The 4,664-nt window shown below is 41.7% G+C and carries 2 protein-coding genes and 6 tRNA genes; 7 read left to right on the top strand and 1 reads right to left on the bottom strand.

The window, feature by feature from the left end; genetic code table 11:
• Positions 1–66 precede the first annotated feature (66 nt).
• The 7 genes from AB4329_RS22240 (at position 67) to AB4329_RS22210 (ending at position 2,909) form a co-directional block, all read left to right on the top strand.
• Positions 67–142: transfer RNA gene (locus tag AB4329_RS22240), tRNA-Asn, on the top strand.
• 382 nt (positions 143–524) lie between these two features.
• On the top strand, positions 525–2,150 hold the full coding sequence (locus AB4329_RS22235; RefSeq protein ID WP_372139300.1) for a methyl-accepting chemotaxis protein: 1,626 nt from the start codon (positions 525–527) through the stop codon (positions 2,148–2,150).
• Positions 2,151–2,385: 235 nt separating this feature from the next.
• A tRNA-Phe gene (locus AB4329_RS22230) sits at positions 2,386–2,461 on the top strand.
• A gap of 55 nt (positions 2,462–2,516) precedes the next feature.
• Positions 2,517–2,592: transfer RNA gene (locus tag AB4329_RS22225), tRNA-Thr, on the top strand.
• A gap of 24 nt (positions 2,593–2,616) precedes the next feature.
• Positions 2,617–2,692: transfer RNA gene (locus tag AB4329_RS22220), tRNA-Asn, on the top strand.
• A gap of 36 nt (positions 2,693–2,728) precedes the next feature.
• Positions 2,729–2,804 (top strand) — tRNA-Thr (locus tag AB4329_RS22215).
• Between the two features lie 29 nt (positions 2,805–2,833).
• Positions 2,834–2,909, top strand: a tRNA-Asn gene (locus tag AB4329_RS22210).
• 344 nt (positions 2,910–3,253) lie between these two features.
• Here the strand turns inward: AB4329_RS22210 and AB4329_RS22205 are convergent.
• Positions 3,254–3,649 carry a DUF2391 family protein gene (locus AB4329_RS22205; protein ID WP_017060180.1) on the bottom strand — a complete coding sequence of 132 codons (396 nt, stop codon included), beginning with the start codon at positions 3,647–3,649 and terminating at the stop codon, positions 3,254–3,256.
• Positions 3,650–4,664: the final 1,015 nt, after the last annotated feature.

The raw sequence follows: 4,664 nt of genomic DNA, 5'->3' as shown, positions 1-4,664 counted from the left end.
CGAGGCACCATTATTTGGTGCTTAACAAATAATGGTCTTTATAGACCTGATGTTGACACAAATAATTCCCCTTTAGTTCAGTTGGTAGAACGGCGGACTGTTAATCCGTATGTCGCAAGTTCAAGTCTTGCAAGGGGAGCCACATTCAAGAAAGCCAAGTCGAAAGACTTGGCTTTTTTTCGTTTGAACAAAAACAAACTCTATTCAATATACACATCAGCTCCTCACTAACTCTTAATCAGTCTCGATAAATTGAGTTATCTCCTTTTAGTACTCTTACTACAGCAGTTGATTCTAAGTTCTATAAAGCATATCCACTACAACAGAACCAACGCCTTATAAAGTTCATGACCCGCTAATATTCACATTAAAACAAATAGAACCAAGTCCTGTTACTTTTTTTTCTTCGAAAATTTAATCCCTATCATACTTTGATGTCTTTCTAATATCTGCCTTACACCACTTAGATTAAGATTCGATGAATTATACCTAATACTAATTATTGAATCGCTGCGCGGGGAAATATGAAACTAAAAACGCAAGCTTACTTATTATCGGGCATCATCTTGATCGCCCTGCTAGCACTGACGGCTACAGGCTTATGGACCTTAAGAGTTGCTAGCAACATGGACAACAAAGCTCGCGTAACAGAGCTGTTTAAGAGCGCATACAGCATTCTTAGTGAAGTCGAAAAAATGGCGATTGATGGCACACTAGAAGAAGAGCAAGCCAAGCAACTAGCTACTCGCCTTCTACGCAACAACATCTATAAAGATAATGAATATGTTTACGTAGCCGATGAGAACATGACGTTTATCGCGACACCATTAGATCCTCAACTGCACGGAACCAGTTTTAACGACTTTAAAGATGGCGACGGCAATAGTGTTGGGCAGCTAATCCAAAGAGTACTTGGTAATCGTACTGGCGAGATCATTGAGTACACCTGGACACAAAAACTGCCAGATGGAACGATTGAAGAAAAACTGTCTATTGCAGAGAAAACGCCACATTGGGGTTGGGTTGTCGGCACTGGTATCGGGTTCAATGAAGTTAACGCTCGTTTTTGGTCTACTGCTCAATGGCAGCTATTCCTTTGTGTCGTGATTGCTGGTCTTATTCTGGCGAGCCTAATTGTATCCATTAAACGCATGCTAGCGCTTCTTGGCGGCGAACCTAAAGACGTACGAGAAGCAGTACAAGCCGTAGCACAAGGTCGAATTCAAACCTCTTTCGAAACTCAGGCAATTGACGGCAGTATCTATCACGCCGTACAACAAATGAGTAAGTCATTGGCTGAGCTAGTATCAAACCTTGACGCTTCAATGCTGGCATTAAGAGGCGAACTGCAGCGCGTAGAAGATCGCGCTGGGTCAATTGGTCAACTGACAGACACCCAACAGCAATCAACAGAGATGATCGCGACAGCAATGACCGAGATGGCCTCTTCAGCCAATAACGTAGCTGCTTCAGCTAGCGATACCGCGCGCAACACCGACGAGGCCGACAAACAGAGCCAGCATACCCAACAACTCATTCACAACACAGTAGATAACATTCAAGGCTTAGCAGGCCAACTAGGCACAGCAAGCGAAGCTGTCGCTAACCTAGATAACGATGTAAACAACATTGCAAAAGTATTGGATGTGATTGGTGATATAGCGGAGCAAACTAACCTATTGGCACTAAATGCAGCCATTGAAGCAGCTCGAGCTGGCGAACAAGGTCGTGGATTTGCTGTTGTAGCAGATGAGGTTCGTAACCTTGCAGGCAGAACACAATCGAGCACAAAAGAAATCCAATTAATGATTAATAACCTTCAAGAGGGATCTCGCAACGCAATTCAAACCATGGAAGTGTGTGCCGCGACCAGTGAAAGCACCGTAACAGAGTCTCAAAACGCCTCTGAAGCACTACAACAGATTGTTGTCGCATTAGAGTCCATTTCATCAATGAGTCATCAAATCGCAACAGCGGCCGCTGAGCAGACTCAGGTGAGCGATGATATATCGAAGCGTATCAATATGATCGAAGAGAGCGGTAACCAACTGAGCAATGTCGTAACAGAAAGTCATAACAGCACCCAAACTCTTGCCTCTCTTTCCAACGAATTAGAAGCTTGGGTTAATAGGTTTGAAGTAAAACACTAAACTCCCTAGAAAATTTTCAAATAAAAAAGCACGTTTTCATACGTGCTTTTTTTATTTCGGCGCCCATTCAGTGTAGTTAACCGTAGTTTTACTATCTTTTAGGGCATGCTAGACCTAGGTTTTTCACCCCAAATGAGCAAAAACAACCCACTAAGTATAGAAAAACATCAAACGATACTTTTTTTGCAATTTAATGTTGACCCAGAACGCGAAAACACGTTTAATACACCTCGTCGCCCGGATAGCTCAGTCGGTAGAGCAGAGGATTGAAAATCCTCGTGTCGGTGGTTCGATTCCGCCTCCGGGCACCACAATTTATTTGTTGGTGTCTTAGACAACAACAGTAAAGCACAAAGAATATTATGTGCCGACTTAGCTCAGTAGGTAGAGCAACTGACTTGTAATCAGTAGGTCACCAGTTCGACTCCGGTAGTCGGCACCATTTCTTTAAAGCTTTAAGAATAATTCCCCTTTAGTTCAGTTGGTAGAACGGCGGACTGTTAATCCGTATGTCGCAAGTTCAAGTCTTGCAAGGGGAGCCAAGTTAATCATCAAGCATAAGCTTTTTGATTCATGATGCCGACTTAGCTCAGTAGGTAGAGCAACTGACTTGTAATCAGTAGGTCACCAGTTCGATTCCGGTAGTCGGCACCATTCTCTTGATTAGAGACTAAACAATCAATTCCCCTTTAGTTCAGTTGGTAGAACGGCGGACTGTTAATCCGTATGTCGCAAGTTCAAGTCTTGCAAGGGGAGCCAATTAAAAGAAGCCGCATCATTGATGCGGCTTTTTTGCATCTAAAGATCCTAACTTATTAATACAACTACCCTCACCTTTCAAATACCATATTCAATTCAGAAACCAACCGTTTTTATATCCTTCCAAAGCTACAAATCTTCGCTACTTAATGCTCTTCAAAATCTCCCAACAACAAACGACACATTCACGTAAGAGTCAGTCACAGTACGTTGCTACTCATTTTATTGACTAGGAGATCGGTTGAAAAAATCAATACTAAGTTTGGAGGTAAGAAAGCTAAATAACGAATCAAGTAAGCGCTGAAAAGCTCTGTAAGACACTTCAATCCAAATTGATACACAGATTACTCTTTATCAAAACTATCCACTACAATAGCGCCCATAGAGGCAGGCATTGAAATAACGATCACTCTTTTGATCGATACAACTGGGTCACTCAATAGAGGTAATTTGTCCAGACAAGTCAGTACCAAAGCAACGACCAATGCCGTCATAACATAAGCAATAACTATTCTGAAAATAAACACCGGCAACCGAGCAACAACATCTTTTTGAAAGACACTCTCATACGTATAGAAGCCTAAGAACACCGCAGACAGTAAAAATAGCAGCAATAGATTAGCGGTAGGTAAAGTCTCCCCTAACTTCCAAGCCTCTTCAGAAAAAGAAATCGGCACGGCCAAGGCAAAAGATCCCACAAAGATCTGGCTCGCATCTTCAAAGTTAAAACTCAATTTCATAATTCGACCCATTAGGTTTAAGGCTTTATCCAGCTCTTAAAATAATCACAAAACTATCCGCCGATGGTTTCGGGGATTTTCTATTCTTACTAAGCAAACAGTAGTGACCTTCTAGCTCATCTTAGTCGCAATAACCAAAACATAACTTGAACTAACCAACAAGAAATCAATATGTTCAGAGCTAAGTGGTCAAACAACTAATTCATATCGAGTCAACAAGCACATCAGAATCGAAGACAGACCGGTAAACATCCTAAAATACCATCCTCTAGAACCAGAGAACATCGCAATCAGTTGGGGGATGAACCTCACTGCACGTGTAGGCACGGATACGAGGGATGCTTTATTTCTTATCTTATATATCCCTTAAGCACAACTTTGGAGCGCAACCTAACAACTCTCACCTTTCAAGCTGAATCTACTCCGCTTCCATCCTTTGAAATGCTTCGAACAAAGCGCTTGATGCTATCGAGAGTGGTTTAAGCTGAATGTATAACAAGAGCTATTAAGTCGACTCATTAAGGGCTATAGCGCTCTTAGCAGAAGCCTCCATGATAGAGCCCTAATTACACGTATCCTATAGATTCACAGATAGAGCAGAAGTCAGATTTCGTAGCCGAAAGGCTGTTAACTAATACTGAGAGCCGCTCGCTTAATAAAGGAAACATCTACAGCGCGTATGGCTCGAGTATCTGAATGCTAAACTTAAAGCTATATACGTTTGAAATCATGCTCGAGTCACCTCACAGCTGGAATCAGAAATGATGTAGTCCTAATCATGAGTTGGTTTTGGGAAAAACCTGAGCTAAGAGCTGTGGGCTGCGGGAAAATCTTTTGTGTAAGTTATTCGACTGACGTGCGAAACACTATGATTTATACCAATTAAAGTAAAAATGTGATCTAATTAAGATTGATGAATTATTGTGAAATTTAGTCATGAATAGCCTTAATAACACTGACTTCAAAAAGCTTGCGAGCCAGCAAAAAACCATTCAGATGAAGATGCGTTTACTTG

Origin of the sequence: Vibrio sp. 10N.261.54.A5 (assembly GCF_041471145.1) — a bacterium.
GTDB classification, from domain to species: domain Bacteria; phylum Pseudomonadota; class Gammaproteobacteria; order Enterobacterales; family Vibrionaceae; genus Vibrio; species Vibrio crassostreae_C.
Note: the sequence above shows the minus strand (reverse complement) of the source record. Positions and strands in the feature narration are given on the sequence as shown.